This is a genomic window from Acetobacter lambici, assembly GCF_011516885.1.
Taxonomy (GTDB): domain Bacteria; phylum Pseudomonadota; class Alphaproteobacteria; order Acetobacterales; family Acetobacteraceae; genus Acetobacter; species Acetobacter lambici.
The window spans coordinates 239,322-253,822 of sequence record NZ_WOTD01000001.1 but is presented as its reverse complement, the minus strand read 5'-3'; the positions used below and the strand labels follow the sequence as shown (position 1 = coordinate 253,822).

At 59.7% G+C, this 14,501-nt stretch carries 12 protein-coding genes; 6 read left to right on the top strand and 6 right to left on the bottom strand.

Going from position 1 to position 14,501, the window contains the following annotated elements:
• Positions 1-6: 6 nt before the first annotated feature.
• Together GOB86_RS01205 and GOB86_RS01200 are read right to left on the bottom strand one after the other, a co-directional pair.
• Entirely contained in the window at positions 7-954 is a 948-nt protein-coding gene (locus tag GOB86_RS01205; RefSeq protein WP_165990566.1) for a cell division protein FtsX, read from the bottom strand.
• Positions 951-1,631 carry a cell division ATP-binding protein FtsE gene (locus GOB86_RS01200; RefSeq protein WP_165990565.1) on the bottom strand — a complete coding sequence of 227 codons (681 nt, stop codon included), beginning with the start codon at positions 1,629-1,631 and terminating at the stop codon, positions 951-953. Before GOB86_RS01200 ends, GOB86_RS01205 begins: the two co-directional genes overlap by 4 nt.
• Positions 1,632-1,899: 268 nt before the next feature.
• Between GOB86_RS01200 and GOB86_RS01195 the strand changes: the two genes are divergently transcribed.
• Positions 1,900-2,886 (top strand): zinc-ribbon domain-containing protein, encoded by a 987-nt coding sequence (locus GOB86_RS01195; protein WP_165990564.1) that lies wholly within the window; start codon positions 1,900-1,902, stop codon positions 2,884-2,886.
• A gap of 47 nt (positions 2,887-2,933) precedes the next feature.
• Here the strand turns inward: GOB86_RS01195 and GOB86_RS01190 are convergent, their stop codons facing one another.
• Positions 2,934-3,347, bottom strand: coding sequence for a hypothetical protein (locus tag GOB86_RS01190; RefSeq protein WP_165990563.1), 414 nt, complete (start codon positions 3,345-3,347; stop codon positions 2,934-2,936).
• Positions 3,348-3,604: 257 nt separating this feature from the next.
• Here GOB86_RS01190 and GOB86_RS01185 point away from each other — a divergent pair, with 257 nt between their 5' ends.
• The 5 genes from GOB86_RS01185 to GOB86_RS01165 are packed head-to-tail and all read left to right on the top strand — an operon-like array spanning position 3,605 to position 9,777.
• On the top strand, positions 3,605-5,401 hold the full coding sequence (locus tag GOB86_RS01185; RefSeq protein WP_165990562.1) for an ATP-binding protein: 1,797 nt from the start codon (positions 3,605-3,607) through the stop codon (positions 5,399-5,401).
• On the top strand, positions 5,385-7,379 hold the full coding sequence (locus GOB86_RS01180) for a response regulator (protein WP_165990561.1): 1,995 nt from the start codon (positions 5,385-5,387) through the stop codon (positions 7,377-7,379). The genes GOB86_RS01185 and GOB86_RS01180 overlap by 17 nt, the downstream gene beginning before the upstream one ends.
• Positions 7,380-7,424: 45 nt before the next feature.
• Positions 7,425-8,024 carry an ATP-dependent protease subunit HslV gene (gene hslV / locus GOB86_RS01175; protein ID WP_165990560.1) on the top strand — a complete coding sequence of 200 codons (600 nt, stop codon included), beginning with the start codon at positions 7,425-7,427 and terminating at the stop codon, positions 8,022-8,024.
• Complete coding sequence (gene hslU, locus GOB86_RS01170) at positions 8,024-9,337, top strand: ATP-dependent protease ATPase subunit HslU (protein WP_165990559.1); 1,314 nt, start codon at positions 8,024-8,026, stop codon at positions 9,335-9,337. The genes hslV and hslU overlap by 1 nt, the downstream gene beginning before the upstream one ends.
• Positions 9,337-9,777, top strand: coding sequence for a SufE family protein (locus GOB86_RS01165; protein ID WP_165990558.1), 441 nt, complete (start codon positions 9,337-9,339; stop codon positions 9,775-9,777). The genes hslU and GOB86_RS01165 overlap by 1 nt, the downstream gene beginning before the upstream one ends.
• Before the next feature lie 159 nt (positions 9,778-9,936).
• On the opposite strand, the gene GOB86_RS01160 is transcribed toward GOB86_RS01165, so the two are convergent.
• The 3 genes from GOB86_RS01160 to GOB86_RS01150 are packed head-to-tail and all read right to left on the bottom strand — an operon-like array spanning position 9,937 to position 14,085.
• Complete coding sequence (locus tag GOB86_RS01160; protein ID WP_165990557.1) at positions 9,937-12,267, bottom strand: xanthine dehydrogenase family protein molybdopterin-binding subunit; 2,331 nt, start codon at positions 12,265-12,267, stop codon at positions 9,937-9,939.
• Positions 12,260-12,736: a (2Fe-2S)-binding protein gene (locus tag GOB86_RS01155; RefSeq protein WP_165990556.1), complete on the bottom strand. Its 477-nt coding sequence runs from the start codon at positions 12,734-12,736 to the stop codon at positions 12,260-12,262. Before GOB86_RS01155 ends, GOB86_RS01160 begins: the two co-directional genes overlap by 8 nt.
• Positions 12,737-12,756: 20 nt before the next feature.
• On the bottom strand, positions 12,757-14,085 hold the full coding sequence (locus tag GOB86_RS01150) for a c-type cytochrome (RefSeq protein ID WP_165990555.1): 1,329 nt from the start codon (positions 14,083-14,085) through the stop codon (positions 12,757-12,759).
• Positions 14,086-14,501 lie beyond the last annotated feature (416 nt).

Genomic DNA, 14,501 nt, shown 5'->3' with positions numbered 1-14,501 from the left:
TACGCATTACGGCAGGCGCAGCAGCCACAGGCGCACCATGACCTGAGTTGTAAACCAGCAGATAAAAGCTGCCGCAAAGGGGAGGAACGCAAGGGCGCACAGCATATCTGGCGGTATGGTGTTGGCCAGAGCCTGCCAGTCTGTTGGCAAAAGCCGCTCAGGCGTGGCCTGCGGTGCGCTGGCAAAAGGTGCTGCCATTTGCAGGAGCAGCAAAAGGGGCGGGCACGCCACCAGTGTGCCGGTCAGTCCGCCGCCAAAGCCAAGGGTTGCCGTGCGCCATGCAAAACGGCCTGCAATATAGCTATCCGAGGCTCCAAGCCCATGCAGGGTTTTAATAATGTCCTTGCGGGTGGCAAGGCCGGTGCGGGTGGCAAGGCCCGTAATCATGGTGGCAATACCGCCTACACTGAGCAACGCCAGCCCCGCGCAGGCCAGCAGACTGTTGGCCAGTGCGCGCAGGCGCTCGCCCCAGCGGGCGTTATGCTCGACTATGGTGCCGGGAACATGGGCGTTCAGGGTTTGCTCCAGCGCGGCGGGCACGGTCGTATCAGGCGGGAGTTTGACGCGGATAATCGCTGGAAGAGGTAGGGCGGAATTATCCGTCTCTCCCAGCCATGGTTCCAGCAGGCGAGCCAGTTCGGGTGGGGTTAACTGGTGTATCTGTGCCCCTTCGGGCAGGCTGGCAAGGTCGGCCAGTACGGCCTGCACGCGTGTTGTGGTGGCGCTGGGGCCATTTTGCGTCGTTAATGCGGTGTCCGCATCTGGCACCTGAATGGTCAGCAACTGGGCCGCACCACCGGACCAGCGGGCGGACAGGGCACGGGCGCCACTGGCCCCGGCCAGAGTGAGTGCCGCGAGAAAACCCATCATAGCCACAAGAGCGAACAGGCTGCGGTCTGGTAGGGCTTCGGAAAGGGAAAGACCGTCCTTACGGCCAGAGAAGGGGCGGCTCATGCGCGCTCGCCTCCCTCTTCAACCAGACGCCCACGTTCGAGAAACAGAAAAGGCCGCTCAAGCCTGCGGACAAGGGATTCGTTGTGGGTTGCAACAACAACAGTGGTCCCCATGGCGCTGAGTTCGGCAAACATATCGAGCAGGCGGCAGGCCTGACTTTCTTCCAGAGCGTTTGTGGGTTCGTCCGCCAGAATAAGGCCCGGCCGGTGGATAATGGCGCGGGCAATGGCGGTGCGCTGCTGCTCCCCGCCAGAAAGCCGCGTTGCGGGTACATCCACGCGCTCGCCCAGACCCACCCATTTGAGAATAGCGTGAACCTCGTCCTGAATTTCGTCTTCGGGGCGGTTTTGCAGGCGCAGGGGCAGGGCCACGTTATCGGCCACCGAAAGGTCGGGCATAAGCTGGTAGTCCTGATGCACCATGCCGATTCTTTGGCGCAGGCGCACAAGGGCTGCGCGCTTTTCTTCCTGCGCGACCGTTTTGCCCAGAATGGACATCTGCCCATCCGTAGGCAGGTTTTCAATGTGCAGCAGGCTGAGCAGGCTGCTCTTGCCCGCCCCCGAAGGGCCAAGCAGCCAGCGGAAGCCGCCCTGAGGCACAGCAAAGGACAGGTTGGCCAGCACTGGCCCATTGTCCTTTTTGCCCCGGCGCCAGGAGACATTGTCCAGACGAATCATTTACCTGTTTCCGGGCGAAAGAGCATAAGAATAAGGCAGGTCCCACATGCGGCGAGTGTAGCGGATAGTCCCGTGGACTGTCGATTGCGAAGCGCCATCAAGAGCTGAATTGAAAAAGGTGTTCCGTGCCTTTAGGATCGGGGGCTGGCACGGTTTGCCCTTTCCTGTGATATAGAAGGGGGATTACGTTCGTCTTCCGTCCTGATGCCTAGCCTGCCGTTCCAGCCAGATCGGGGCAACGGGGAGAGGCCCTGCTAAGAGAGTGTTCATGAAGATTGTCTGTCCTTCCTGCGGTGCGGCATATCAGGTTCCCGAAGCTCTTCTGGCTAAACGGCACACGCTTAAATGCTCCGTCTGTGGTGTAAAATGGCGGCTTACTCCCCCAGAAACACATGATGACGGGCACGAGAGCCCACAGGCCAACACGCCCCCGCAGGATGTTGCTCCGGCTGTAACGCCCTCTCCCGCAGGGGCTGACCTTGCAAAGCCCGGCATGCCGCCCCCACAGGCGGAGGAAGAATCTGCTCCTGTTGAGCATGCCCCAGAACAGGCCATTGCTGACGCAGCGCAGGCGGTCCCTGTGTCCGCGACCGTGGACGTGGCAGTGGATGTGCCAGAACCAGCTGCCGAACAGCAGACCAAAGCGTTGCTTCCCACCGCGCCGCAGGTGGCGGATGAAAGCGTTGACGCTGACCAAACCGCGGCAGAACCGGCAGCAGCCCCCCCGGCAGAACCAGACGAACTCCTTGCCCCTCCACCACAACCGCCTGTAGGCACGCCAGAGCCAGAGCCAGAGCCAGAGCCAGAGCCAGAGCAGGTAAACTCGGTGGCGAATGCGCCTGCCACACCTGTATCAATACCAGTTCCGCCGGTAATGGCTCCGGTAGCTACCCCTACGGTGGATGCAGCAGTACCTACCCGTGAACCAGAGGTTGTTGTGCCAGCCAGCCAGCCACAGGAACCGGGCAAGGCAGGTAAAATTGGAAGCGCGCCACTGGCTGCTCATATTGCCCGCCCGGCTTATAAGCTGGGCTCTGGGTCGGCTGTGCAGATTATGCAGGAGGTTGTGGCAAACTGCACCAGACGGCTGGCAGGCACCGATGTACGTACCTTGCTGCAAAGCGAGCAGTTCTGGCGCAGGGCGTGGATTGCAAGCTTTGTGCTGGCGGCACTGGTTGTGCTGGGTGCTTGGCACTGGTGGGCGGCTGTGGTGCAGGCATGGCCAGCCGCCGCCCGGCTGCACCAGCCGGGATAACGCCATTTTACGCCCCCAAGGCCCTGCTGGGCAGGGGGGCTGGTTACTTAGAGTTTGCGGCCGACCAGCATGGCCAGAGTTGCCCCCGCTGCTGCCACGGCCATAAGCCCCAGACCGTCGCAGATCAGTCCGCTGGCGGTCAGTTCGTGCCCGGCAAGGGTAATCTGTTCGGGAATGGCGTTGGCAACGCTGGCAATGGCGTCATGCGCCTGCGGGTCGGCCGATGCGGTGGTGCGGGTCAGGGTTTTGACCAGCGCAGGCAGCGCTGCCCATGCGGCGCCGGCAATAAGCAGGAGGGGGGCAAACAGTTCTGCCATCTGCTGCACAAAATAGAACACAAAATAACAGGCGGCCCCTATGGCCGTACGCAGCAGCCGTAGTCCGGCGGAAGCAGATGTGTTCTGGCGGGAGGACATGGCAATAGGTTGCTGGGAAGCGGGTAGGGGTGTGCGCGTGTCCATAAACCTGTGTTCCTTCAGGTAATCCGAGGCGGAAGTGTCGGCCAGACTGCCAGTGGGGCAGGCTACCCAAGTAAAGATCGGTCTTTATACCGTTCTTGTGCGTGTCTTGCCACCATGCTTGCAGGGGGGCAGATGCGGGCAGCTATCGTGGTAACGCATTCGCGAGCAGACGGCGGATGTTTTTGTTTGGTATGGGTTTAAAATCAGATTTAAGCGCAAGAAGGATGGGCCTAGGCGTCCAGCTATAGGCGGAATTTATGGATTTTCTTTCCTGCACCATCCTGTTCGCGGGGGTCAATGCAACCTGCGAACAACAGCTTGTGGCTGAACTGGACAAACGCGGTCTGGGGGTGCGCATAGCCGCGGATGGTCGTACGGTTTTTGCCGGGTTTGACAGCGAGCTCCCTAGCCTTCTGGTTGTGCAGGACCACCTGCCGGATATGTCCGCAGCCCAGTTGTGCCAGCGCCTGCGCCTGACATCGGCCACACGGGGCATACCCGTTGTTGTGCTGGTGGACGAACATAACGCGGAGCAGGAGCGCGAAATTCTCGAGCGCGGGGCGGATGCCTGCTTTTGCGCAACGGATGACCCGGTTTTTCTGATTTTTCGGATATGCGCTCTCCTGCGCGAATTCGGGGATGAAACAGCCGAGCGTGAGGGAGCCGTGTTCCGCCAGCCGCGCGTATCCGTCGTGACCGCGCCCGGTGGTATTTTATGGGCATGGCCCGATGGGGCCAATGTTGGCAAAACCCCCCGTATTGTCAAAATGCTGCGCCAGAATGGCGAGGACGCAAAGCTGGTGGAGGACCCCGACCGGCTTGAGTTGTCCAATGTCAGTGCCGGGCGCATCCAGCCAGACTGTATTGTGGTGGATCTGAGCTGCCCGGCCTTTAACGGGTTGGCGCTGGCGCAGACCGTTTCCGCCTTCCGACGCAGGAGCCGCCAATGCACCCGTGTGCTGGGCGTTGTGGAACATGGCCAGCTTACGGCAGAAAAAATACGGATGGCGTTTAATGCCGGCGTGGATGACCTGACGGATTCGGACATAGAACCCGCATTGCTGGTCGCACGCATAAGCAGCCTTGTGCGCCGCAAAACCTTGCAAGACGAAGCCCGGCGTGAGGAAGCGCATATAGAAAGTGCCCGTGCGCGTATGGCGCTGGCCGATGCGTTACGCCGGGTTAATGCGGATCTGGCGGCCGCTAACCGTAAGTTGATCGATGCGCAGGTCAAACTGGTGCAGTCCGCCAAAATGGCTTCTCTGGGGGAACTCGCTGCTGGTATTGCGCATGAGTTCAATAACCCACTGGCTTTTGTGCTGGCGCATGAGAACACGGTCAAACGCAGTATGGCGCAGGCTTTGCAGGCTGTAAGGCAGGGCGATACCGTGGTGGCGGAAGCCGCGCTGACCAAAGGGTCCGAGCGGCTGGCCTCCTCCCTTGTCGGCCTGTCCAGACTGCGTGAACTGGTTGCCAGCCTGCGGCGTTTTTCCCGTCTGGAGGAAGGCGAATTCCGCCGGCTGGATGTGCCGGACGCCATTGCCATGGTGCTGACACTTCTGGCCCCCAAACTCGGGCAGGAAATAGCCGTGGAATGTCGGTTGGAAGCACCGCCCGAACTGGTCTGTCAGGCGGCGCTGGTCAATCAGGTGGTCATGAACATTGTGAGCAACGCAGCCGACGCCATTCTGGAAAAGCGCGAGACAGCCCGCAAGCAGGGGGGGATCGTGCCTGGCAGACGCAAGGACCAGATTCTGATTGCCTCTTTTTTGGAGGCGGCAGAGGCCGGAGGGACCGAAAATTACGTGTTGCAGATATCGGATACAGGGCCGAGGGTACCACAGGAATTGCAGGAACGCGTTTTTGAACCGTTTTTTACAACAAAACCTGTAGGCTCGGGGACCGGGCTTGGTCTGGCAACGGCGTATGGGGTTGTGCAGGCACACGGCGGGAGTATTGTTATAACAAACTCAGGGACCTTGGGTGGTGCCTGTTTTACCATCCGTGTGCCCTACAAAACAGGAGAGGAGAGGCGCGGTGAGCACGTTATATGAACCAACACAGCGCCCTTTGGTGCTCGTTGTGGATGACGAGCCCGAAATTCTGGTCGCACTGTCCGATCTGCTGGAGAGTGCTTATACGGTTCTGACCGCGTCCTCGGGGGAGGAAGGGCTGGATCGCCTGCGCCAGAATCCCGGCGTTGCGGTCATTGTTTCTGACCAGCGCATGCCGGGCATGACGGGTGATGTCTTTTTGGCCCATGCGCGCGAGCTTTCTGCTGCGGGGGCCATTCTGCTCACGGGGTATGCCGATATTTCGGCCGTGGAGGCTGCCCTGAACCGGGGTCAGATTTCCTTTTTTGCATACAAGCCGTGGGATGATGAAACCCTGCTCTCCATGGTTGGGCAGGCGGCCGCGCGGTACTTTTTGGAAAAAGAGCTGGAGTGCGAACGCCTGCTCCTGCGTGGCCTGCTGGACAACCTGCCTTTCGGGCTTGCGGTCAAGGATCAGGCTGGCTGCTTTGTGCGGCTTAATCAGCAGATGGCAAGCCAGTTGGGGCATACGGTCGCGCAGTGCATTGGCCAGCGCGAAGAGGATCTGGTGGATGGCCCAAGACTGGAAAGTCTGAAGGAGGCTGAAGGCCAGCTTGCCCAGACCGGGCGTGACCAGCAGGTGCTCCAGCTCCCTGCGCACGACGGTCCGGCCCGCTGGCATGACCTGACGCGCGTGCGGCTGGACAGCCTGCGGAATACTCCCGTGCAGTCGGCCATGCTGTCCGATTACTCCATTCTGATCGACCGCGATGTCAGCGAGCTTTTAAGTCTGGAGCAGCGGTTGCGGCAGGCGCAAAAAATGCAGGCCATTGGCACGCTGGCTGGTGGCATTGCGCATGACTTTAACAACCTGCTTACGGCCATTCAGGGCTCCTTGGAGCTTGTGCAGGATCTGGAGCCACCAAAGGAGGCCTCGGTCGTCCGGCTGTATGAGAACGCCATGGAGGCCGCCCGACGTGGGGCTGTGTTAACCCGCAAGCTGCTGGACTTCAGCCGCCCAAGGCATCTGGTTTGCCAGCGGGTGGATATGCATGACGTGCTGGAAAACCTTCAGAACTTCATGAAGCAGGGGAAAGTGCCTGAGGAAATCCGTGGGGCGCTGGACACCTCCCGGCTGGAAGGTATGAGCCGCTTCAGCAGTGTGCGCTTCAGTATTCCTGACGAGGCCCTGCCTCCAGTCTGGACCGATGCGGTGCAGCTTGAACTGGCAGTGTTCAGCCTGTGCATTAACGCACTGGATGCCCAGTCTGAGGGAGGGGCGACCTGTGTTTCCGTCCGGCGGGTTGCGCGCCTGCTGGGACGGCATGTCGGGCGTGAGCATGCGGGTGCATGGGTTGTGGTGCAGGTCACAGACCGCGGCATTGGCATGACGGAGGACATACGCGCCCGTATTTTTGACCCGTTCTTTACCACCAAAGGTACGGGGCAGGGTGTTGGGCTTGGCCTGTCCATGATCTACGGCTTCATCAGCCATTGTGGGGGAGAGGTGCGGGTGGATAGCGCCCCCGGTGGCGGCACATCGGTAGAGCTATGGTTCCCCGCTATGGATCAGGAGATGGCGGCGGCCATTCCCGCGGTACCGGCCAACACGGTGCAGACCATTGCCCGTGTCCTGCCCGAAAACGGAGTAGGCAGCACCATTCTGGTCGTGGATGACGAACCGGGCGTGCGTGCGGTAACCAGCGGCTTTTTACGCCGCGCTGGGTATGAGGTCATGGAGGCGGCAAGTGGTGCGGAGGCGGTGGAAAAAGTACAGTCCACCACCAGCATTGCCCTTGTGGTCATGGACGTGATGATGCCGGGCATGAACGGGGGCGAGGCCGCACGGCGCATCCACGACGTCCGTGCCGACTTGCCGGTTCTGTTTGTAACCGGCTATGCGGATTTTGGTGTTCTGCCCGAAGGGGTTGCCGTTCTGCACAAGCCTTACACGCGTGATGCGTTGCTGGGAGATGTAAGGGCTATGCTGGCAGCATAGCCCGCCCTCTTGTGTCCTGCGCCAGAACGCCTATTTCTTGGTGTTATGGATAGTTTTCATTCTGCTTCGTCTTCGCATGATCCCGTCGGCTGGCACGGGACCACCATTCTTTGTGTGCGCCGGGGTGCGCAGGTTGCCATGGCGGGTGACGGTCAGGTCACGCTGGGCAGCACCGTGATCAAGGGCAACGCCCGCAAGGTCCGGCGCATTGGCCCCTCTGGCAGCATTCTGGCAGGGTTTGCCGGTGCCACGGCGGATGCCTTTACGCTGCTGGAACGGTTGGAGGCCAAGCTGGAGCGTTACCCCAACCAGTTGGAGCGCGCCTGCGTGGAACTGGCCAAGGACTGGCGCACGGACCGCTACCTGCGCCGGCTGGAGGCCATGATGGCCGTAGCCGATGCGGAACACTCCTTTACCCTGACAGGCAATGGTGATGTACTGGAACCAGAGGACGGCATTATCGCCATTGGCTCGGGTGGTAATTACGCCCTTTCCGCTGCCCGGGCACTACTGACGGTAGATGGGCTGAGTGCTGCGGAAATTGTCACCCGCGCCATGAAGATTGCTGGCGATATCTGTGTTTATACCAACCATTCCGTGCGGATAGAAACGCTGGATGCCAGCACTGCGGGAGAAAACGCCTGATGCAAGCCCCCCATCTTTCCCCGCGTGACATTGTTGCCGAACTTGACCGCTACATTGTGGGTCAGGGGGATGCCAAACGTGCGGTTGCCATTGCCATGCGCAACCGCTGGCGCCGGGCACAACTGCCCGAGGCCATGCGTGAGGAGGTCGTACCCAAGAACATCCTCATGATCGGCCCGACCGGCTGCGGCAAAACCGAGATTGCCCGCAGGCTGGCCAAACTGGCGCAGGCTCCATTCCTTAAGGTTGAGGCCACCAAGTTTACCGAGGTCGGCTATGTTGGCCGGGACGTGGACAGCATTGTGCGCGACCTTGTGGATGCCGCTATTGTCATGCTCAAGGACCTGCGCCGCAAGGATGTGGAGGAGCAGGCTGCCCAAGCGGCGGAAGAGCGGATTATCAATGTGCAGGCGGGCGAGGGCTCCTCGGCCGATACCAAAAGCAAGTTCCGTACCATGCTGCGCAGCGGGCAGCTTGAGGATAAGGAAATTGATATTGCCGTAACCGAGCCAGCCCCCACCGGGCCGGGGGATATGCCGGGTATGATGCCGGGGAGCGTGATCAATATTGGGGACATGATGAAAGGCTTCATGAACCGCGCGCCCAAACAGAAAAAACTCAAGATTTCCGCCGCCCGCGAACATCTGCGGCGTGAAGAAGCCGAGCGCCTGCTGGATAGCGAAAGCCTGACGCGGGAAGCCGTGGCCCATGTGCAGAACAACGGCATTGTCTTTTTGGACGAGATCGACAAGGTGTGCGCCCGCTCATCCGAAACGGGGATGAAGGGGGGCGATGTCTCGCGCGAGGGGGTGCAGCGTGACCTGCTCCCCCTTATTGAAGGGACGACTGTTTCCACCAAGCACGGGCCGGTCAAAACCGACCATATTCTGTTCATTGCCTCGGGCGCGTTCCATCTGGCCAAGCCATCAGACCTTTTGCCCGAATTGCAGGGGCGTCTGCCCATCCGCGTGGAATTACAGCCCCTCTCGCGCGATGATCTGCGGCGTATTCTGACCGACCCGGAACATTCGCTGCTCAAGCAGTATACCGCCTTGATGAAAACCGAGGGTGTAAGCCTGACGTTTGCCGATGATGCGGTGGATGCACTTGCGGAACTGGCCGCCGATATTAACGACCGGGTGGAAAATATTGGTGCGCGCAGGCTTGCCACGGTGCTGGAAAAACTACTGGAGGATATTTCTTTCACAGCCTCCGACCGTCAGGGCGAAAATGTTGTGGTGGATGGCGCCATGGTGCGCGACAAGGTGGCACCTTTGGCCCGGAAGGGTGATCTGAGCAGGTTTATTTTATAATGGAAGCACCATTTGTTAATCCGCAGGAAGACACTGCGGCAGAAGCGATCGAAGCCATTGGCGATGAGCTGGACGTGTTTGATGACTGGATGGAGCGCTACCAGTACATCATAGAAATGGGGCGCAAACTGCCACCATTCCCGCCCGAGTGGTGCAACGATGCGCACCGCGTGCCCGGCTGCCAGAGTCAGGTCTGGCTGGAGGAAAAAGAAGCAGACGGCAGGCTCTACTTTGCTGGCCTGTCTGATGCCGCCATTGTGTGTGGGTTGGTCGCGTTGCTGCTGCGCGTCTATTCAGGCCGCACGCGGGAGGAAATTCAGGCAACGGACCCCGGATTTCTGCGTGATCTTGGGCTGGTGCAGGCCCTGTCCACCAATCGTGGCAACGGGGTGGAAGCCATGGCCCGCGCCATTCGCACGGCTGCTGCTGTGTCCGCCTGAGCGGTTGCCGCATATTGGTTTTTAGTGCGGCAGCATGACAGCCCGCCATAAAAAACCCCCAGTCCGCATAACCATGCCGGGCTGGGGTTTTTTTTAATCATGGGGCCGGCCCGCTATATGTACGGACCGGTTTTTGTATTTAGCCTGACCGGGGTAAGGTCAGGCGTTCCCTTTTTCTTTCAGGCCTTTAAGCACATCCGCCGGGCGGATGGGCAGGTGGCGCAGGCGCACACCCACGGCGTTGAAGATGGCATTGCCCACAGCAGGTGCAATGGTTGTTACACCCGGCTCGCCCAGACCCATGGGTTTTTCCGTGCTGGGCAGGAATTCAACATCCATCTCCGGCACATCCGCAATACGCAGTGGGGTGTAGGTGTTCAGGTTCCGGTCGCGCACGTTGCCGTCCACAATTTCCGTTCCCTCAAACAAGGCCATGCTTAGCCCCCACAATGCACCACCTTCGGTCTGTGCAGCTGCGCCATCGGGGTCAATAATGGTGCCCGCATCCAGCACCAGCCAGATTTTCTGGCAGGTTACAACGCCTGTTTTGCGGTCAACATGCACCTGCACGGCGCCTGCCGTCCATGTTGGCATGTTGCGTTCCTGCCCAAAAGTGGTGGCAATGCCAATGGCTGTATCCGCAGGCAGGGAGACTTTGCCATAGCCGCATTTTTCCACCAGATGCCTGAGCACATTGGCCTGACGGCTGGCCCCACCCACGGAGTTGGGCGCGCTGCCTGCATTGCGGCCTTTGCTATCCAGCAGGCTCAGGCGGTAGTCCACCGGGTCCAGCTTGCGGGCATAGGCTATTTCATCCAGAAAGCTCTCATGCGCCCATGGGGTCCAACCGGAACTGACTGAGCGCAGCCAGCCGGGGCGGAAGGTATCGCTCGCCAGATCGTTGTCCAGTGCGCGCACCAGCATGGGGCCTACGTCGTACCAGTGGTCAGCACCAGCAATGGCAAACTGGTCGTAGGGTTTGCCATCTTCGCCTTTTTCCATAAACGCGCTGGCCATAACGCGGGTCGGCCAGCCAGCGGATGCATGGTGCTGCCATGCCGTAATTGCACCATCTTGGCCCAGTGCGGCACGGACCGTCTGCACGGAGGGGGAGCGGATGGAATCAAACAGCACGTCGTCCGAGCGGGTAAAGATCAGCTTGACCGGCTTGCCACCAATGGCCTCGGAAATAAGGGCCGCAGGCACTGCGTAATCCCCGTTCAGGCGGCGGCCAAAGCCCCCACCCAGCAGATAGCTGCGCATGACCACTTCGGATTCAGGAACCTGCAAAGCCTTGGCTATAACGGGCAGGAAGAGGGTCTGCCACTGGTTGCCACAATGCACTTCCCACTTGCCTTCGTGCTGGCGGGCCAGCGCGTTCATGGGTTCAAGCTGGTAATGCAGCACGGAGGAGCAGGTATAGGTCTGCTCGACCACCTTGGCGGCCTTGGCAAATGTTTCGTCAACACCGGGGTCGTTGAACACGCGGGAGCCACCGGCCTTGTTGGCAATCTGCTTGCGGCCGTAGTCCAGAATGTCCTGCTCGGTAATGTTGGCGGTTTTGCCCGGTGTCCACACGACCTTGAGAGCATCTGTCGCACGGATGGCAGCCGGGTAGGAGGATGCCAGAACCGCAACCCAGCCGGGAACGGTGTCTGATGGGTCTTCGAGCACAATGTAGCGGATGTAGCCCTTGACCTTTTTGGCCTCGCTATCATCAACCGAGACAACCTTGGAGCCATAACGCGTGGGGGGCAGTTTGGGGCGGGCATAGACCATGCCGTCCAGCTTGGCGTCTATGCCGTAAATGGCGGTTCCGTTGGTTTTGGACGGAATGTCCAGCGCCTTGACGTCCTTGCCAATCAGCCGGTGCTCGGATGCGGGCTTGAGCGGCAGCTTGGCCATTTCCTCTGGCGTATAGGTTTTGGTCGGGTGCGCGCGGCTGACAATATCGCCGTAGCCAATGGAGCGGCTGCCCGCAATAACCTGCCCATTACGCGCAATACAGGCCGAAGGTGCAACGCCAAGCAACTTGGCGCCCTGTTCGACCATAACCGTGCGTGCGGCAGCCCCGGCCTGACGGAACTGGTCCCATGTCATCCAGACCGACCAAGAGCCGCCGGTAATCATAAGGCCCCATTTGGGGTCTGTGTCCACATAGGTAATGCGGACCTTGTTCCAGTCGGCTTCCATCTCATCCGCAATAATGCGGGCAAGGGCTGTGCCAATATGCTGGCCCATTTCCGCGCGGATGATGTTGACGTTCACCCAGCCATCCGGTGCGATGGAGCACCAGATTGTGGGTTCAAAGGCGCTGGCCTCCTGCAAGGCGGCGGGGGCATCCTGCGGGTAAACCTGTGCTGCCTTACCCTGACGGGCAAACCCGAACAGGAAGGCAGACCCCGCAGCCGTAAGCAGAAAACTGCGGCGCGAGGGGCCACGGCCTGCGGCCCGGTCCTGCTGTGCGGCAATACGTTCGAGCTTACCCATTGGACGGCTCCTCCTTGCGCAGGGCGGCGGCTGCTTTTTTTATGGCTTTGCGAATGCGGACATAGGTCATGCAGCGGCACAGGCTACCACCCATAACGCCGTCAATTTCCTCATCCGTAGGGTCCGGATAATCCTTTAACAGGCTGACTGCCTGCATGATCTGGCCGGACTGGCAGTACCCGCATTGCGGAACCTGAATATCCTTCCATGCTTCCTGCACGGCATGTTTGCCATTGGGGTCCAGCCCTTCAATGGTGGTAACATCCGCCCCTTCGAGCGAACTGAGCGGGGTAATGCACGAGCGCGTTGCCCGGCCACCAACCAGAACGGTGCAGGCACCACACTGACCTACACCACAGCCAAATTTTGTGCCCGTCAGATCCAGATCATCACGCAGCGCCCACAGCAGGGGGGTGTCGTCTGGCACATCGACAGAAACGTCACGGCCATTGAGTTTGAATTTTACCATCTCGTGCTCCGTGGTCCGTCTTAGTGCGATGAATTGACAGGAATGGTGGTAATGGTCTTGCGCACTGCGGCTGCTTTCTTTTCCAGGTCGGTCCATGGTGGCAGGGTGGTACGGGTGCGGCGCAGGTAGCCCGCAATCCGAGCCATATCCTGATCGGACAGGGCATTGTAGAAGCTGGGCATAGCCACGCCGGTCTGGCCCTCTTCTGCGGTCAGACCATGCAGGATGACCTGATAGAGGTTGGTGGGCTCACTCAGCCACAACGCGTTGTTCAGTGCCAGATCTGGGCGGCCAAGCACGGGGGAGGGGGCTGCATTGTAATGGCAGGCAGCACACGCACCCTGATAGAGCTTGGCGTCCGGGTCCACGCTGGGGCCAATCAGATCGGTCTTGGACTGTTCCATGGCAAGAGCAAGGGCGGCCTTGTCATGTTTTTCACGCTCGGCGGCATGGTCCACATCAGCAAAGTAATGCGCAATGGCATGCACGTCCTCTTCCGGTACAGTGGACAGGAAGCGGTGCGGCACGGGGGACATGGGACCACCAGCAGGGCCATGCAGCGGTGCGACCCCAAAGCGCAGGTACTGGAAGAGTTCGTCCTCCGTCCATGTGGTGGGGGTGGGGTTGTGTTCGTTCAGCGGCGGGGCAATCCAGTTGTCCACGACCGCGCCATCGTAAGGAGCGCTCTTTTTCTCGGCTCCCATGAAGTCGCGCGGGGTGTGGCATGCGCCACAATGGGCGTTGCCTTCGGACAGGTAGGCTCCGCGGTTCCATAGCGCGTCATGCCGGGGGTCGGGCTTGTACACACCGGGGGTGAAGTAGAGCAGCTTCCATCCGGCCTGAAGAATACGCAGGCTGAGCGGGAAGGGCAGTTCGTTGGTGCGGTGCGTCATATGCACGGCGGGGCGTGTCATCAGGTAAGCATAGAGGTCGGACACATCCTGCTCGGTCATTTTGGTAAAATGATCAAACGGGAAGGCCGGAATAAGATGTACGCCCTTGCGTGAAACCCCAAGGTGCATGGCGCGCTGGAAGGCTTCTTCCGACCAGTTGCCTATGCCGGTTTCGAGGTCTGGCGTAATATTGGAGGAATAGATGGCGCCAAAAGGCGTTTCCATTTTGTAATCGCCCGCCAGTTCGGGGCCGCCACTTCCATCCGTGCGGGTATGGCACTCTGCGCAGTACCCTTCGGCGGCCACAATGCGGCCACGCTCGATCTGTTCGGCGGAAAAACTGCCCGGGTCAGGGGCTTCTACCGGTTCAATAGGTGGGTACCAGGCGTAATAAAGAAAGCCCAGGCCACCTATGGCACCAATGGCTGCTGCTCCTGCTAATAGACGTTTGATCACTCTAATCCCCACCTTATGTGTAAACGTCCCGTCTGGCGGGCAGATGGATCAAGTCTGCCCAACACAGCCAGAGGAACAGCGTCTGCGGTCTGTCGTTGATTGAGATCAATCCTATCTGGATTTGCATCATAGATAAACGTATAGAAGCCGTGTTATTACACGAGTAAGTGTATATGATTTATATATATCGCAAGAATATTACAAAAAACGGCCTTTTCTGGTTATTACCTATATTCGCGCAGATACAGACAAGTAAAGATTTGCATGTGCGGCATGCATTTTCTTCGGGCGAGTGGAGGGGCTTGCTTTATATATAGGGGGTAGATCGTCCCCTTTGGGCTCACAGAATCCGACCGGTCGAAGAATCGGGTGGGCTCTGTGTTGCGCATTTGTTGCAAACCAAGGCTTGAAAGCGA

What these genes read in the sequence shown, in the direction of transcription:
- GOB86_RS01185 (WP_165990562.1), top strand. Translation starts at nt 3,605, where the DNA reads ATGGATTTTCTTTCCTGCACCATCCTGTTCGCGGGGGTCAATGCAACC.
- GOB86_RS01155 (WP_165990556.1), bottom strand. Translation starts at nt 12,736, where the DNA reads ATGGTAAAATTCAAACTCAATGGCCGTGACGTTTCTGTCGATGTGCCA.
- hslU (WP_165990559.1), top strand. Translation starts at nt 8,024, where the DNA reads ATGCAAGCCCCCCATCTTTCCCCGCGTGACATTGTTGCCGAACTTGAC.
- GOB86_RS01160 (WP_165990557.1), bottom strand. Translation starts at nt 12,267, where the DNA reads ATGGGTAAGCTCGAACGTATTGCCGCACAGCAGGACCGGGCCGCAGGC.
- GOB86_RS01195 (WP_165990564.1), top strand. Translation starts at nt 1,900, where the DNA reads ATGAAGATTGTCTGTCCTTCCTGCGGTGCGGCATATCAGGTTCCCGAA.
- GOB86_RS01205 (WP_165990566.1), bottom strand. Translation starts at nt 954, where the DNA reads ATGAGCCGCCCCTTCTCTGGCCGTAAGGACGGTCTTTCCCTTTCCGAA.
- hslV (WP_165990560.1), top strand. Translation starts at nt 7,425, where the DNA reads ATGGATAGTTTTCATTCTGCTTCGTCTTCGCATGATCCCGTCGGCTGG.
- GOB86_RS01200 (WP_165990565.1), bottom strand. Translation starts at nt 1,631, where the DNA reads ATGATTCGTCTGGACAATGTCTCCTGGCGCCGGGGCAAAAAGGACAAT.
- GOB86_RS01190 (WP_165990563.1), bottom strand. Translation starts at nt 3,347, where the DNA reads ATGGACACGCGCACACCCCTACCCGCTTCCCAGCAACCTATTGCCATG.
- GOB86_RS01165 (WP_165990558.1), top strand. Translation starts at nt 9,337, where the DNA reads ATGGAAGCACCATTTGTTAATCCGCAGGAAGACACTGCGGCAGAAGCG.